1 protein-coding gene (running past one end of the window) is annotated in these 17,149 nt (G+C 74.4%); it reads right to left on the bottom strand.

Annotation, left to right across the window (positions count from 1 at the left end; all coding sequences use genetic code 11):
* Positions 1-40: 40 nt before the first annotated feature.
* A protein-coding gene (locus tag AC067U_RS19010; protein ID WP_478830881.1) for a type I polyketide synthase crosses the window boundary here: on the bottom strand, positions 41-17,149 show its end. The gene runs 17,523 nt beyond the window's last position; 17,109 of the gene's 34,632 nt are visible here — the last part of the coding sequence; its start codon lies off the right edge, out of view; the stop codon is at positions 41-43.

Genomic DNA, 17,149 nt, shown 5'->3' with positions numbered 1-17,149 from the left:
ATGCGGGATTGGCGTGGGGCATCGGATCGGGCATCAAAGGTCAGGATTTTCCGAATTCGTTGTTGATGATGTCGAAGAGGTCCTCGGCGGACGCCGATTCGATGGCTGTTTCCTCGTCCTCCAGGGCGGCCCGGGCGGCGCGTTCGGCCTTGTTCCAGTTGGCCAGGAGCGCTTCGAGCCGGGCCGTGACGCGGGCGCGTTCGGCGGCGTCGTCCTCGGGGACCGAGGCGAGGGCGAACTCCAGCTTGTCGATCTCCGCGAGCGCCGGCAGTGCGGGCGCCGTGTCCTCGCCGAGGAGTTCGGCTCGGATGTGCGCTGCCAGGGCGGCGGGCGTGGGGTGGTCGAAGACGAGGCCGGCGGGCAGCCGCAGTCCGGTGGCGGAGCCGAGGCGGGTGCGCAGTTCGACCGCGGTGAGGGAGTCGAAGCCGAGGTCCTTGAAGGCCCGGCCCGCCTCGACCGCGGCGGCCCCGTCGTGCCCGAGGACCGCGGCGACGTGCGTACGGACCAGGCCGAGCAGGGTCCGTTCGGCCTCGTCGGTGCTCATGCCGCGCAGCTCGGCCGCCAGCCGGTCCGCGTCCCCGGCCGCACCGTCGCCACCGCCGGCGGTGCCGGAGCCGGTGTGCTGCTCCGCGTCGAGGACGCGGCGTACCTCGGGGAGTTCGGCGATCAGCGGGCGCGGCCGGGACGCGGTGAACGCCGGGACGAACAGGTCCCAGTCGACGTCGGCGACGGTGACGGTGGTGTCGCCCGCGTCGAGCGCCTGCTGGAGGGCGGTGACGGCCAGTTCGGGGGCCATCACCGGCAGGCCGCGGCGGCGCAACTGCCCGACCGCCTCGTCGTCGGCGACGAGACCGCCTCCGCCCCAGGGCCCCCAGGCCACGGCGGTGGCCGCCAGCCCTCGGTCCCGGCGCTGCTGCGCCAGGGCGTCGAGGTGGGCGTTGGCCGCCGCGTAGGCGGCCTGCCCACCGCTGCCCCAGATGCCGGCGATGGAGGAGAAGAGGACGAAGGCGTCCAGCTCCGTGTCGCCGAGCAGTACGTCGAGGAGTTCGGCGCCGGCGACCTTGGCGGCGAGGACCGCGGCGGTCTCCTCCGGTCCGGTCTCGGCGAGCGGCGCGAGCCGGCCGACGCCCGCGGTGTGGAAGACCGCCGTGAGGGCGGGGGCGCCGGTGTCGTCGCGGAGAGCGGTGAGCAGGTCGCCGACGGCCTGCCGGTCGGTCACGTCGCAGGCGACGGCCGTGGCCCGGGCGCCGAGCTGCGACAGTTCCGCGACCAGGGCCTCCGCGCCCGGTGCCTGCGGCCCGCGCCGGCCGGCGAGCACCAGGTGCTCGGCGCCGTGGGCCGCGAGCCAGCGGGCGACGTGCGCGCCGAGCGCGCCCGTGCCGCCGGTGATGAGGACGGTGCCGCGGGGCCGCCAGGGAGCACGGTCCGCGCCGGCGCCGCTGCCGGCTGCCGCCGGGGCGGCGGCGTGGCCGATGCGGCGGGCGAGGAGCCCGGCGGAGCGTACGGCGAGCTGGTCCTCGTACCCGTGACCGTGGGCCTGCCCCTGCCCGGCGCCGCCGAGTACGGCGAGCAGCCGGTCGAGGGCGCGTCCGTCCACCCCGGCGGGCAGGTCCACCAGGCCGCCCCAGCGCTCGGGGTGCTCCAGGGCGACCACCCGGCCGAAGCCCCAGAGCCCGGCCTGTGCGGCGCTGCGGACCCGGTCGGCGGGTCCGGTCGCCACGGCACCGGAGGTGACGCACCACAGGGGTGCGTCGACGTCCGCGTCGCCGAGGGCATGGACGAGCGCCCCGGTCAGCAGCAGTCCGGCGGGCGCCGCGGGGTGGGCCGGGTGCGGGGCCTCGGCGAGCGCCAGCAGGGAGAGCACGCCGTCGGCCCGGTTCCCGGCGAGTGCCGTGCGGATCCGGTCGGCGACGTCGGCCCGGTCGGTCGTGGCGGTGTCGAGGACGACCTCACGTACGTCCACGCCCTGGGCCCGCAGCGCTTCCGCGATCCCGGGCAGGGCCGCAGGCTCTGCTCCGGTGACGGTGGCGGTGGCGGTGACGAGCAGCCAGGTACCGGCGGGCCGGACGGCCGCGTCCGGGTCGCCGAGCGGCTTCCAGGTCACCTCGTAGCGCCAGCCGTCGACGACCGACTGCTCGGTGCGCTGCCGCCGCCAGGCGGACAGGGCGGGCAGCAGGGCGCTCAGCGGCTGCTCGGTGTCGATGTCGAGGGTGGCGGTGAGGGCGGCGGGGTCGGCGTTGTCGACGGCCTCCCAGAAGGCCGCGTCCGCCGCACCGCCGGCCGTGGCCGCGGGCGTTGCCGCCGAGGTGCGGGGGGCTTCCTCCAGCCAGTACCGCCTGCGCTGGAAGGCGTAGGTGGGCAGGTCGACGCGGCGGGCGCCGGTGCCGGAGAAGTGCGCCGACCAGTCGACGGCCACGCCCTGGACGTGCGCCCGGGCGAGCGCGGTGACCAGGGTGCCGGTCTCGTCGCGGCCCTTGCGGAGCACGGGCACGAAGACGGCCTGCTCCGTGACGCAGTCCTGGGCGAGCGCGGACAGGGTCCCGTCGGGGCCGAGTTCGACGTACGTGGTGACGCCGGCGGCTTCCAGGGCGCGGATGCCGTCGAGGAAGCGGACGGCGTCCCGGACGTGCCGGACCCAGAAGTCGGCCGAGGCCATCTCGTCGGTGACGAGGGCGCCGGTCACGTTGGACACGACCGGGATGCGCGGCGCGTCGAAGGACAGCGCCTCGACGACCTTGCGGAAGCCGGCCAGCATGCCGTCCATGTGCGGCGAGTGGAAGGCGTGGCTGACGGTGAGCCGCTTGGTCTTGCGGCCCTGCGCCTCGAAGGCCTCCGCGATGGCGACGGCCGCGTCCTCGTCGCCGGCGATGACGACGGCCTGCGGGCCGTTGACCGCGGCGATGCTCACCCGGTCGGCGTCGGTCAGCAGCGGCAGGACCTCGTCCTCCGAGGCCTGGACGGCGATCATCGCGCCGCCGGCGGGCAGGGCCTGCATCAGGCGGCCGCGGGCCGCGACCAGGGTGCAGGCGTCGTCCAGGGACAGGACCCCGGCGACGTGCGCGGCGGCGATCTCACCGATCGAGTGACCGGCGAGGTAGTCGGGGCGCAGGCCCCGGCTCTCGACGAGCCGGAACAGCGCCACCTCGATCGCGAAGAGCGCCGGCTGCGTGTACTCCGTCCGGTCCAGCAGGCCGGCGTCGGCCCCGAACAGGACGCCCTTCAGGGACAGTTCGAGGTGGGCGTCCATGCGGGCGCAGACCGCGTCCAGCGCGTCGGCGAACGCCGGGTGGGCGTCGTACAGCTCGCGGCCCATGCCGAGGCGCTGGCTGCCCTGCCCGGTGAACAGGAACGCCGAGGCGCCTGCGGACACCCGGCCGGTCACGAGCCCGGCCGTCTGCTCGCCGGCCGCCAGGGCCTTGAGGGCGGCCAGGAACTCCGCGCGCTCCTCCGCGACGACGACGGCCCGGTGTTCGAGGGCCGACCGGGAGGTGGCCAGGGAGTAGGCCACGTCCGCGGGTTCGAGGGTCTCGTCCGCGGCGATCCGGGCCGCGAGGCGCTCGGCCTGGACCTGCAGGGCGGTGTCGGTCTTGGCGGACAGCACCCAGGGCAGGGCGCCGTGCCGCTGCTGCGGAAGCTCGGCCGGTGTGACGTCGTCGGCTGCCGGTGCCTGCTCGATGATGGTGTGGGCGTTGGTGCCGCTGAAGCCGAACGAGGAGATGCCGGCCCGGCGCGGGCGGCCGGTCTCCGGCCACGCCCGCTGCTCGGTCAGCAGCTCGATGTCGCCCGCCGCCCAGTCGACGTGCGGGGTGGGCTCGTCCACGTGCAGGGTCTGCGGCAGCACCCCGTGCTCCATGGCCAGGACCATCTTCATGACACCGGCGACACCGGCCGCGGCCTGCGTGTGCCCGATGTTGGACTTGATCGAGCCGAGGTGGAGCGGCTGGTCCGCCGGGCGGGCCTGGCCGTACGTCGCCAGCAGGGCCTGCGCCTCGATCGGGTCGCCGAGACGGGTACCCGTGCCATGGGCCTCGACGGCGTCGACCTCAGTGGCCGACAGCCCGGCGTTCGCGAGGGCCGCGCGGATCACACGCTGCTGCGAGGGGCCGTTCGGGGCGGTAAGGCCGTTGCTGGCACCGTCCTGGTTGATCGCCGAGCCGCGGACGAGTGCGAGGACCGGGTGGCCGTTGCGCCGGGCGTCCGACAGCCGCTCGACGAGCAGCATGCCCACGCCCTCGCCCCAGCCGGTGCCGTCGGCGTCCGCGGCGAAGGCCTTGATGCGACCGTCCGCGGCGAGACCGCGCTGACGGCTGAAGTCGATGTACGCGCCCGGCGAGGACATCACCGTCACACCGCCGGCCAGGGCCAGGGAGCATTCGCCGTTGCGCAGGGCCTGGATCGCCCAGTGCAGGGCGACCAGCGAGGCCGAGCAGGCGGTGTCGACGGTGACGGCCGGGCCTTCCAGCCCGAAGGCGTAGGAGAGTCGGCCGGAGACCACGCTGGCCGCGTTGCCGGTGCCGAGGAAGCCCTCGATGCCGTCCGGGACGGAGTCGAGCATGGTCCCGTAGTCCTGGCCGTTGGTGCCGACGAACACGCCTGCCTGGGTGCCGCGGACGCTCGCCGGGTCGATACCGGCCCGCTCGAACGCCTCCCACGTCGTCTCCAGCAGCAGACGCTGCTGCGGGTCCATGGCCAGGGCCTCACGCGGCGAGATACCGAAGAAGTCGGCGTCGAAGTCCGCGACGTCGTAGAGGAAGCCGCCCTCACGGGCGTAGAACGTGCCCTGCTGGTCCGGGTCCGGGCTGTAGAGCCGCTCCAGGTCCCAGCCACGGTCGGCCGGGAACTCACCGATGGCGTCACCACCGGACGCGAGCAGCTGCCACAGATCCTCCGGAGTCCGGACACCGCCCGGGAAACGGCAGCTCATCGCCACGATCGCGATCGGATCGTCATCGACGGCCGCGGCCGCGGCCACCGCCACCGGACCGGCGATCTCCGCCTGCGTGCCCAGCAGCTCGTCCCGCAGGAACGCCGTCAGGGCCGATGCCGACGGGTAGTCGAAGATCAGCGTCGCCGGCAGGCTCACACCGGTCGCCGCACCGAGCCGGTTGCGCAGCTCGACCGCGGTCAGCGAGTCGAACCCGAGCTCCTTGAACGCACGGTCCGCACCGACCGCCTCCGAACCGTCATGGCCCAGCACCGCGGCGACCTGCGCCCGGACCAGACCGAGCAGCTCCCGCTCCAGCTCGGCCGCACCGAGACCGGCGAACCGCTCGACCGGCGAACCGCCGACGGCCTCGGCAGGACCGGCGGGCCCGGCGGGCCGGGTTTCCACCAGTTCGGCGAAGAGTGCGCTGGGACGGACGACGGTGAACGCGGGGCCGAAGCGCTCCCAGTCCACGTCGGCGACCAGCAGAGCCGCGTCGGCGGGCGATGCGACGCTCTGCCGCAGCACGGCCATGGCCGTCTCCGGCGCCATGGGCGGCAGCCCCTCGCGCCGCATCCGCGCGTCCAGCGCCTCGTCGGCGGCCATGCCGCCCTCGGCCCACGGACCCCACGCCAGGGAGGTCGCGGCGAGCCCGGCGGCCCGGCGCTGCTCGGCGAGGGCGTCCAGGTGCGCGTTGGCGGCGGCGTAGTTGGCCTGGCCGGCCGCGCCAGTCATACCGCTCATCGAGGAGAAGAGCACGAAGGCGGAGAGCTCGATGCCCAGCTCGACGGTCAGCTCGTGCAGGTTGCGGGCCGAGTCGACCTTGGCCCGCAGTACGGTCTCGAACCGCTCCGGCGTCAGGGCGTCCAGGACACCGTCGTCCAGCACACCGGCGGTGTGGACGACCGCCGTCAGGGTCTCGGCTTCGGCCGCCAGCAGCGCACGCAGGGCGTCCCGGTCGGCGGCGTCACACGCCACGACCGACACCTCCACACCCATCTCCGCCAGCTCGGCCGCCAGCTCGGCGGCGCCCGGAGCATCCGGCCCCCGGCGGCTGGTCAGGACGAGGTGCTCGGCACCCGCACCGGCCAGCCAGCGGGCCACGCGCCCACCGAGGGCACCCGTACCACCGGTGACCAGGACCGTCCCGGACGGGGCCCAGGCCCGGTCGGCCCGGCCGCCGGAGGCACGGACCAGTCGGCGTCCGAAGACACCGGAGGACCGTACGGCGACCTGGTCCTCGCCGGTGCTGCCGCCCAGTACGCCCGCCAGGCGGGCCATGGTGCGCTCGTCCCAGGTCTCGGGCAGGTCGACCAGACCGCCCCAGCGTCCGGGCAGTTCCAGGGCTGCCACCCGGCCCAGGCCCCACGTCTGGGCCTGCACCGCCGAGACGAGGCGGTCCGAACGGCCCACGCTGACCGCACCGCGGGTCAGGCACCACAGCGGCGCCTCGACCCCGGCATCACCCAACGCCTGGACCAGGCCGGCGGTCGGAAGGACTCCGGCGGCCTCGTCCAGGGCGAGGAGGGAGACCACACCGGCGACGCCCTCGGCCCCGCCCTCGGCCAGCAGCCCGGCCAGCGCGGCGCGGTCCGCACCGGCCTCGACGACCAGCTGCCGGACCTCGGCACCGCGCCCGGCCAGGGCGCCCGCGACGGCGCTGCCGTCCACGCCCGCGGCGGCGGGCGTCACGACCAGCCAGGAACCGGACGGCCGCACCCCGGAGGTGCTGTCGGCCAGTGGCTTCCACGACACCCGGTAGCGCCAGCGGTCCACCTCGGACCGGGTCCGCAGGCCACGGCGCCAGGCGGACAGGGCCGGGAGCGCCGGCAGGACCGTGCTCCAGGTGTTCTCGTCGGCCATGTCCAGGGTGGCGGCGAGCGACTCCAGGTCCTCGCGCTCGACGGCGTCCCAGAACCGGGAGTCCAGCTCGTCGGCGGTGCCGATCCGCGTGCCGCCGCCCGCCATCGGCAGCCAGTAGCGCTGCCGCTGGAAGGCGTACGTCGGCAGCTCCACCTGCCGTGCGCCCGAACCGGCGTAGAACGCCGTCCAGTTCACCTCGACGCCGCGCGCGTGGAGCTGGGCCAGCGAGGCCACGACGGTGTCGGCCTCGGGGCGGCCGTTGCGCAGGGCAGGTGCGAAGGCGGCGTCCTCGCGGGTGACGCACTCCTGGCCGATGGCCGAGAGCACACCGCCCGGGCCGAGTTCCAGGTACGTGGTGACCCCCGCGTCCTCCAGGACCCGCATGCCGTCGAGGAAGCGGACGGCCTCGCGGACGTGCCGCACCCAGAACTCGGCGGAGGCCATCTCGTCGGTGACGAGGGCACCGGTCAGGTTCGATACGACCGGGATCCGCGGGGCGGCGAAGGACAGCCCGGCCACCACCTGGCGGAAGTCGTCGAGCATGCCGTCCATGTGCGGCGAGTGGAACGCGTGGCTGACCGTCAGCCGCTTGGTCTTGCGACCGGCGAACGACTCGGCGATCGCGACGGCGGCGTCCTCGTCGCCGGCGACGACCACCGACTGCGGGCCGTTGACCGCGGCGATGCTCACGCCGTCGGTGAGCAGCGGCAGGACCTCGTCCTCCGACGCCTGCACCGCGATCATGGCGCCGCCGGCCGGGAGCGCCTGCATCAGCCGCCCGCGCGCCGCGACCAGCGTGCACGCGTCGTCCAGCGACAGCACGCCCGCCACATGGGCGGCAGCGATCTCGCCGATGGAGTGGCCCGCCAGGAAGTCGGGCCGCAGACCCCAGCTCTCCACGAGCCGGAACAGCGCCACCTCGACAGCGAACAGTGCGGGCTGGGTGTACGCGGTGCGGTCCAGGAGTTCCTTGTCCGCCCCGAACAGGACGTCCTTCAGCGGCAGTTCGAGGAGGGGTTCGAGACGCTCGCACACCGCGTCCAGCGCGTCCGCGAACACCGGGAAGAAGTCGTACAGCTCACGCCCCATACCGAGGCGCTGGCTGCCCTGCCCGGTGAACAGGAAGGCGACCTTCCCGCCGGCCGGCGAGCCCGTCACCACACCCGCCGCCGAGTGGCCCTCCGCCAGAGCGGCGAGACCGGCCAGCAGACCCGCACGGTCCGCGGCCACGACCGCTGCACGGTCCTCGAACCGGGCCCGGCCCGCCGTCAGCGACCAGGCGATGTCGACCGGACGGGCGTCCGGCGCGGAGAGGACGAAGTCCTGGAGCCGCCGTGCCTGCGCCTGGAGCGCCTGCTCGCCCTTGCCCGTGAGCACCCAGGGGACGACCGGCAGCGCCGAGTCCGCCCGGGGCGCCGTTGCCGGTTCCAGGGCCGGCGGCTGCTCGATGATCGCGTGCGCGTTCGTGCCGCTGATGCCGAAGGACGAGACACCCGCCCGGCGCGGACGGCCCGTCTCCGGCCAGTCCACCGACTCCGTCAGCAGCTCGACATCGCCCGCCTCCCACTCGATCCGGCTCGACGGGGCATCGACGTGCAGGGTCTGCGGCAGTACTCCGTGCCGCATCGCCATGATCATCTTGATCACGCCGGCCACACCGGCCGCGGCCTGCGTGTGCCCGATGTTCGACTTGATCGAACCCAGCAGCAGCGGCCGGCCATCCGGCCGGTCCTGACCGTAGGTGGCCAACAGCGCCTGCGCCTCGATCGGGTCACCCAGCCGGGTACCCGTACCGTGCGCCTCCACCGCATCCACGTCCGCCGACCCCAGACCGGCCACGGCCAGGGCCTCGCGGATCACCCGCTGCTGCGACGGCCCGTTGGGGGCGGTGAGCCCGTTGCTCGCACCGTCCTGGTTGACCGCCGAACCGCGGACCACGGCCAGGATGGGGTGCCCGTTGCGTACGGCGTCCGACTGCCGCTCCACGAGCAGCATGCCGGCACCCTCGGCCCAACCGGTGCCGTCCGCACCCTCCGCGAACGACTTGCAGCGGCCGTCGGCCGAGAGGCCGCGCTGACGGCTGAAGTCGACGAAGGTCTCGGGCGTGGCCATGATGGCCACGCCGCCGGCGAGCGCCATGTCGCACTCGCCGTTGCGCAGCGCCTGGATCGCCCAGTGCAGGGCGACGAGCGACGACGAGCACGCCGTGTCGACCGTGACCGCCGGGCCTTCCAGACCGAAGGCGTAAGAGACGCGGCCGGAGGCGATGCTGCCGGAATTGCCGGTGCCGAGGTAGCCCTCGACGCCCTCGGGGAGTTCCTCGCCGTTCCCGTAGCCGGTCGCGTAGTCGTGGTACATGACGCCCGCGAAGACACCGGTACGGCTGCCCCGCATGGTCGCCGGGTCGATGCCGGCCCGCTCGAACGCCTCCCAGGAGGTCTCCAGCAGCAGCCGCTGCTGCGGGTCCATCGCGAGGGCCTCGCGCGGCGAGATCCCGAAGAACGACGCATCGAACTCGGCCGCGTCGAGCAGGAAGCCGCCCTCGCGGGTGTACGAGGTCCCCACGTGGTCCGGGTCCGGGTGGTACAAGGCCTCCACGTCCCAGCCGCGGTCGGCCGGGAAGGCGGTGATGCCGTCGCCTCCGGCGGCAACGAGCTGCCACAGGTCCTCGGGCGTACGAACCCCACCGGGGAAGCGGCAGCCCATGCCGACGATCACGATCGGGTCGTCCATGACCGCCGCGGCGGTCCGTACCGGTGTACGCGCACCCTGCGCCGAGCCCTCGTGGTCACCGGACCCCCCGTCCACGCCGAGCTCGGCCAGCAGGTGCCGGGCCAGGGCGGCAGGGGTCGGGTAGTCGAAGATCAGGGTCGGGGGCAGGCGCAGGCCCGTCTCCGACTTCAGAACGTTGCGCAGTTCGACGGCGGTGAGGGAGTCGAAGCCGAGGTCCCGGAAGGCACGCTCGGCGTCGACCGCGTCGGCACCGGAGTGGCCCAGGACGGCCGCGACCCGGCCGCACACCAGGTCCAGCAGCACACCCTCCTGCTCGGCGACCGGCAGACCCGTGAGGCGGGCCACCAGCGGCGAGCCCGTATCCGTGCCGCCACCGCTGCGCCGCTCGACGGTGCGGCGCGCCGGGACGCGTACCAGGGCCCGCAGCAGCGCCGGGGTGGAGCCCGCGGACACGGCCTGGGCGCGCAGCACGGCGACGTCGAGGTGCATCGGCAGCAGCACCGCCGCGTCCACCGTCATCGCCGTGTCGAAGAGCGCGAGGCCCTCGTCGGCGGTGAGGGCGGCCACGCCCTCCCGGGCGAGGCGGCGCAGGTTGGCGTCGTCGAGGGTCGCGGCCATGCCGCCGCCGTCGGCAGCATGGCCGGCCTGCGGGGCCCACAGGCCCCAGGCGAGCGAGGTCGCCGGCAAGCCCTCGGCGCGGCGCAGTTCGGCCAGGCCCTCCAGGAACGCGTTCGCGGCGGCGTAGTTCGCCTGGCCGGCGGCGCCGAAGGTGGCGGCGGCTCCGGAGAAGAGGACGAACGCCGACAGGTCGAGCTCACGGGTCAGTTCGTGGAGGTTCCAGGCGGCGTCCACCTTCGGACGCAGCACGGCCGCCACCCGCTCCGGAGTCAGCGACGCCAGAACGCCGTCGTCCAGGACACCCGCCGTGTGGACCACGGCGGTCAGCGGGTGCTCGGCCGGCACGGACGCCAGCAGCCCGGCCAGCGCATTCCGGTCCGACACGTCACACGCGACGAGGCCGACGTGTGCACCCAACTGCTCAAGCTCCGCGACCAGTTCGACCGCACCCGCCGCGGCCGTACCGCGCCGGCTGGTGAGCAGCAGCCGCCGCACCCCGTAAGCCGTCACCAGATGCCGGGCGAACAGCCGGCCCAGACCACCCGTCGCACCCGTGACCAGCACAGTCCCGGACGGATCGCCCAGCACCACGGCCGAGGACTCGGCCGCGCTCTCCGAGGACGGCACGCGCACCAGGCGTGCGGCGCTCAGCACGCCACCCCGGATGGCGAGCTCCGGCTCCCCGGTCGCCAGCGCGGCGGGAAGCGTCCCCGGCGACGCCTGCTCCGGGTCCAGGTCGATCATGACCAGCTGGCCGGGGTTCTCCGACTGGGCGGAGCGCAGCAGGCCGCGCACCGCACTGCCCGCCAGATCCGGCACGCCCGCGCCGGTCTCGACGGCCACCGCACCCGACGTCAGCCACACCAGACGGGTGGCCGCGAACCGCTCGTCGGCCAGCCATTCCTGAACCGCCGCCAGCGTCGCGTTCACCGCGGCGTGGACGGCTTCCACGGTGTCGCCCGTCCGCGCGTCGGCGGCGGCCGGAAGGACGAACACCGCGTCCGGAGTCCGTTCGCCGTCGGTGAGTGCCGCGCCGAGGGCGTCGGCGTCCTCGTACTCGGTTACCTGGGCACCCGTACCGGCCAGGCCGATCTCGTCGCGGCCGAGCACGGCCCACCGGAGGTCGGCAGCCGCAGGGGCGGCCGCGGCGGGCAGGGCCGCCCACTCCACGCGGAACAGCGAGTCGAGGTGGCCGGCACCGGTCCCCTGGACCTGGGCCGCAGAGGCCGGGCGCAGCGTCAGCGACTCGACGGCCGCCACCGGGCGTCCGGTCTCGTCGGCGACCAGCAGGGCCAGCGTGTGCGGGTCTTCCGACGACGCCGGGGTCAGGCGCATCCGGAGGGCGGAGGCGCCCACCGCGTAGAGGGAGACGCCGGCCCAGGAGAAGGGCAGCAGGGCGCCCGGACCGTCCTGGTCCGTGTGCTCGCCGTGTCCGATGGCGTGCAGGCCGGCGTCGAGCAGGGCCGGGTGCAGCCCGAACCGGGCCGCGTCACCGCGACCGTCCTCCGGGAGCACGACCTCGGTGAACAGCTCATCCCCGCGGCGCCAGGCCGCCTTCAGGCCCTGGAACAGCGGCCCGTAGGCCATGCCGTCGCCGGCCAGCTCCGCGTAGAGCCCGTCGACGTCGACGGGTATGGCGTCGGCCGGCGGCCAGGCGGCCGGCTCGCCGAAGCCCTGCTCGGACTCGGGCCGCGCGCCGACAGCGAGGACACCGGACCCGTGGCGGGCCCACGGCTCCTCCGCGACCGCGCCCTGAGGGCGCGAGTACACCGCGAACGACCGCCGTCCGGCACCGTCCGGCGCCTCGACCACCAGCTGGAGCTGCACGCCGCCACGCTCGGGAAGGACGAGCGGCGCCTCCAGCGTCAGCTCCTCCACCACGTCGCAGCCGACCTGGTCACCGGCGCGCACGGCGAGGTCCACGAAGGCGGTGCCGGGCAGCAGGACGCTGCCGTGGATGGTGTGGTCGACGAGCCAGCGGTGCGTGTCGAGCGACAGCCGGCCGGCGAGCAGCACACCCTCCGAGTCGGCGAGAGCCACGGCGGCGCCGAGCAGCGGGTGCCCGGCATCGCCCAGACCGATCGACTCCGGGTCACCGGCGACGAACGCCGCCACACTCGGCCAGAACCGCTGCCGCTGGAACGCGTACGTCGGCAGATCGACCCGGCGCGCACCCGTGCCCGCGAAGAACGCCTCCCAGTCGACGGCGACACCGTGGACATGGGCCTGCGCGAGGGCGGTGGTGATCGTCTCGTTCTCGTCGCGGTCCTTGCGGAGGACGGGCACGAAGAGCGTGCCGTCGGTGTCACCGGTCGTGCAGCCCTGGGCCAGCGCGGACAGGGTCCCGTCCGGGCCGAGCTCGATGTAGGCCGTCACACCGGCGGCTTCCAGGGCTCGGACGCCGTCGAGGAACCGCACGGCCTCGCGGACGTGCCGCACCCAGAAGTCGGCCGAGGCCATCTCGTCGGTGATGACGGCGCCGGTGAGGCACGACACGATCGGGAGGGTGGGAGCCGCGAACGTCAGCCCGGCCACCACCTGACGGAAGTCGTCGAGCATGCCGTCCATGTGCGGCGAGTGGAAAGCGTGGCTGACGGTGAGCCGCTTGGTCTTGCGGCCCTGCGCCTCGAAGGCCTCCGCGATGGCGACCGCGGCGTCCTCGTCACCGGCGATGACGACCGACTGCGGGCCGTTCACCGCGGCGATGCTCACCCGGTCGGCATCGGCCAGCAGCGGCAGGACCTCGTCCTCCGCTGCCTGCACGGCGATCATCACGCCACCGGCCGGAAGGGCCTGCATCAGCCGGCCGCGGGCCGCGACCAGCGTGCACGCGTCGTCCAGCGACAGCACGCCCGCGACGTGCGCGGCAGCGATCTCACCGATCGAGTGACCGGCGAGGAAGTCCGGCCGCAGACCCCAGCTCTCCACGAGGCGGAACAAGGCCACCTCGATCGCGAACAGCGCCGGCTGCGTGTACTCCGTCCGGTCCAGCACCTCCGCATCGGTACCGAACAGAACCTCGCGCAGCGGCAGTTCGAGGTGGGCGTCCATGCGGGCGCAGGTGGCGTCGAGGGCATCGGCGAACACCGGGAAGGCGTCGTACAACTCGCGGCCCATGCCGAGGCGCTGGCTGCCCTGGCCCGTGAAGAGGAAGGCCGAGGCGCCATCGGCGGCCACGGTTCCACGCACCACGCCGGCCGCCTGCTCACCGGCAGCGACGGCGGTGAGGGCAGCCAGGAACTCGTCCCGCTCCCCCGCGACGACGACGGCGCGGCGGTCGAGGGCCGACCGGGAGGTGGCCAGGGAGTAGGCCACGTCCGCGGGTTCGAGGGTCTCGTCCGCGGCGATCCGGGCCGCGAGGCGCTCGGCCTGGACCTGCAGGGCGGTGTCGGTCTTGGCGGACAGCACCCAGGGCAGGGCGCCGGGCCGCTGCTGCGGCAGCTCGGCCGGCGTGGCGTCGTCCGCTGCCGGGGCCTGCTCGATGATCGTGTGGGCGTTGGTGCCGCTGAAGCCGAACGAGGAGATGCCGGCCCGGCGCGGGCGGCCGGTCTCCGGCCACGCCCGCTGCTCGGTCAGCAGCTCGATGTCGCCGGCGGTCCAGTCGACGTGCGGGGTGGGCTGGTCCACGTGGAGGGTCTGCGGCAGCACCCCGTGCTCCATGGCCAGGACCATCTTGATCACGCCGGCGACACCTGCAGCCGCCTGCGTGTGCCCGATGTTGGACTTGATGGAGCCGAGCAGCAGCGGCTGGTCCGCCGGGCGGTCCTGGCCGTACGTGGCCAGCAGGGCCTGCGCCTCGATCGGGTCGCCCAGTCGCGTACCCGTGCCGTGCGCCTCGACGGCGTCGACGTCCGTGGCCGACAGGCCGGCGTTCGCGAGGGCGGCGCGGATGACGCGCTGCTGGGAGGGGCCGTTCGGGGCGGTGAGGCCGTTGCTGGCACCGTCCTGGTTGATCGCGGAGCCTCGGATCACCGCCAGTACGGGGTGGCCGTTGCGCCGGGCGTCGGACAGGCGCTCGACGAGCAGCATGCCCACGCCCTCGCCCCAGCCGGTGCCGTCGGCGTCCGCGGCGAAGGCCTTGATACGGCCGTCCGCGGCGAGACCGCGCTGACGGCTGAAGTCGATGTACGCACCCGGCGAGGACATCACCGTCACACCACCGGCCAGCGCGATCGAACACTCACCGTTGCGGAGCGCCTGGATCGCCCAGTGCAGGGCGACCAGGGACGCCGAGCACGCGGTGTCGACGGTCACGGCCGGGCCCTCCAGCCCGAAGGCGTAGGAGAGTCGGCCGGAGACGACGCTGGCCGCGTTGCCGGTGCCGAGGAAGCCCTCGATGCCGTCCGGGATGACCTGGAAGGACGAGTCGTAGTCCTGGCCGTTGGTGCCGACGAACACGCCTGCCTGGGTGCCGCGGACGCTCGCCGGGTCGATACCGGCCCGCTCGAACGCCTCCCACGTCGTCTCCAGCAGCAGACGCTGCTGCGGGTCCATGGCCAGGGCCTCACGCGGCGAGATACCGAAGAAGTCGGCGTCGAAGTCCGCGACGTCGTAGAGGAAGCCGCCCTCACGGGCGTAGAACGTGCCCTGCTGGTCCGGATCCGGGCTGTAGAGCCGCTCCAGGTCCCAGCCGCGGTCGGCCGGGAACTCACCGATGGCGTCACCACCGGACGCGAGCAGCTGCCACAGATCCTCCGGAGTCCGGACACCGCCCGGGAAACGGCAGCTCATCGCCACGATCGCGATCGGATCGTCATCGACGGCCGCGGCCACCGCCACCGGACCGGCGATCTCCGCCTGGGTGCCCAGCAGCTCGTCCCGCAGGAACGCCGTCAGGGCCGATGCCGACGGGTAGTCGAAGATCAGCGTCGCCGGCAGCGTCACACCGGTCGCCGCACCGAGCCGGTTGCGGAGTTCGACCGCGGTCAGCGAATCGAACCCGAGCTCCTTGAACGCACGGTCCGCACCGACGGCGTCGATGCCGTCGTGGCCGAGGACGGCGGCGACCTGCGCCCGGACCAGGGCGAGCAGCTCCCGCTCCAGCTCGGCCGCACCGAGACCGGCGAACCCCTCGACCCCGGTACCGGCGCCGGCCCCGGCACGGTCAGCAGGTCCGGCGTCCGGCGTGGCCGTCAGCTCGCCGATGAGGGCGCTGGGACGGACGGCGGTGAACGCGGGGGCGAAGCGCTGCCAGTCCACGTCGGCGACCAGCAGCGCCGCATCGGACGATGCCGCGGCGCTCTGCCGGAGGACCGCCAGCGCGGTGTCCGGCGCCATGGGCGGCAGGCCCTCGCGCCGCAGGCGCGCTTCCAGCGCCTCGTCGGCGGCCATGCCGCCCTCGGCCCACGGACCCCACGCCAGCGAGGACGCGGCGAGGCCGGCGGCGCGTCGCTGCTCGGCGAGCGCATCGAGACAGGCGTTGGCGGCGGCGTAGTTGGCCTGCCCCGGTGCACCGATCATGCCGCTCATCGAGGAGAAGAGCACGAAGGCGGAGAGCTCGATGCCGAGCTCGACGGTCAGCTCGTGCAGGTTGCGGGCCGAGTCGACCTTGGCCCGCAGTACGGTCTCGAACCGCTCCGGCGTCAGGGCGTCCAGGACACCGTCGTCCAGCACACCGGCGGTGTGGACGACCGCCGTCAGGGTCTCGGCTTCGGCCGCCAGCAGCGCACGCAGGGCGTCCCGGTCGGCGGCGTCACACGCCACGACCGACACCTCCACACCCATCTCCGCCAGCTCGGCCGCCAGCTCGGCGGCGCCCGGAGCATCCGGCCCCCGGCGGCTGGTCAGGACGAGGTGCTCGGCACCCGCACCGGCCAGCCAGTGCGCCATCCGCCGGCCGAGGGCGCCCGTACCACCGGTCACCAGCACCGTCCCGGACGGCTCCCACGAGCCCGTGTTGCCACCGGCGGCGCGGACCAGGCGGCGTCCGAAGACCCCCGAGGAGCGAACGGCGACTTGGTCCTCACCAGCCGCACCGCCCGCCAGGAGGCCGACCAGCCGGCCCATGGCCCGCTCGTCCCACACCTCCGGCAGGTCCACCAGACCGCCCCAGCGCCCGGGCAGCTCCAGAGCCGCCACCCGGCCCAGGCCCCACGTCTGGGCCTGCACCGCCGAGACGAGGCGGTCCGAACGGCCCACGCTCACCGCACCACGGGTCAGGCACCACAACGGCGCCCCCACCCCGGCATCACCCAACGCCTGCACCAACACAGCCGTGGCCACCACACCAGCGGCCTCGTCCAGCGCCAGCAGCGACACCACACCCGCCACCGAACCGACCTCGACCCCGGCCAGCAGACCGGCCACAACCTCACGATCGGCACCGGCCTCGACGACCACCCGACGGACCTCGGCCCCACGCACGGCCAGGGCGCCTACGACGGCGGTGTCGTCCACGCCCGCGGCGGCAGGCGTCACGACCAGCCAGGATCCGGACACACGATGGCCGGAGGCCACGTCCGTCAGCGGCTTCCACGACACCCGGTAGCGCCGGCGGTCCACCTCGGACTGCGTGCGCAGGCCACGGCGCCAGGCCGACAGGGCAGGGAGCACCTGGCCCCAGGCGTTCTCGTCGGCCACGTCCAGGGTGCCGGCGAGCGACTCCAGGTCCTCGCGCTCGACCGCGTCCCAGAAGCGGGCGTCGACGTCATGGCCGGCACCGTTCCTAGCCGCGCCCGTCAACTGCAGCCAGTAGCGCTGCCGCTGGAAGGCGTACGTGGGCAGCTCGATCCGCCGGGCCCCGGAACCGGCGTAGAACGCCTGCCAGTTCACGTCCAGGCCGCGCAGATGGGCCTGTGCCAGCGAAGCGACCGCCGTCTCTGCCTCGGAGCGCCCGCTCCGCAGCACCGGCAGGAAGGCGGCACCCTCGCCGGTGACGCACTCCTGGCCCATGGCCGAGAGCACACCGCCCGGGCCGAGTTCGAGGTACGTCGTGACGCCCGCGTCCTCCAGGGCCCGCATGCCGTCGAGGAAGCGGACGGCTTCCCGGACGTGCCGCACCCAGAACTCGGC

The organism is Streptomyces sp. NPDC043853 (genome assembly GCF_056436025.1).
The sequence above is the reverse complement of the archived record's forward strand: the minus strand, read 5'-3'. Positions and strand labels throughout refer to the sequence as shown.